Genomic DNA, 560 nt, shown 5'->3' with positions numbered 1-560 from the left:
TAAAAATGTCGTATTGATAATACTTTTTATCTAACATTTTGTAATAAAAACAATAATCCTGTATACATCTCGCCGAAAACTAATAAAAATTATAGAAGTATCGTCTATGTCAGCCAATTTTTCTCAGAAAGCTCAAGAAACCCTCGTCGGAGAACTTGAAGAACTCGTTTCGACCACTAACTTAAAAGGTGTTATTACTTATTGTAATGACGCGTTTTGTCGCGTTGCAGAATACACGCACGAGGAGTTAGTCGGTCAGAATCATAATATCGTCCGTCATAGTGACATGCCTAAAGCCGCTTTTGGTGATATGTGGGCACGCCTTAAAGAAGGCAAAGCGTGGCGAGGTATGGTTAAAAACAGCACCAAATCTGGCGGTTATTACTGGGTAGATGCCTACGTAACGCCTATCTATGAAAAAAACCAAGTTGTCGGTTATCAATCTGTGCGCGTTAAGCCCAAGCGTGAATGGGTGGATATTGCTGCAAAAGCTTACAAGGGGATGCTAGCCGCCGAGAAAGCGGGTAGAACCTGGTCGTTAAAAATTAACGAAACGGTTC

Annotated in this window: 1 protein-coding gene; it reads left to right on the top strand. The window is 41.1% G+C overall.

Features of this window, described 5'->3' with window-relative positions; genetic code table 11:
- Positions 1 to 106: 106 nt before the first annotated feature.
- A partial coding sequence (locus R8O11_RS30225) for a PAS domain-containing protein (RefSeq protein ID WP_318195263.1) occupies positions 107 to 560 on the top strand: 454 nt, incomplete at its 3' end.

Source organism: Vibrio sp. 1288, from assembly GCF_033344475.1.
This window is presented reverse-complemented; position numbering and strand designations above follow the sequence as displayed.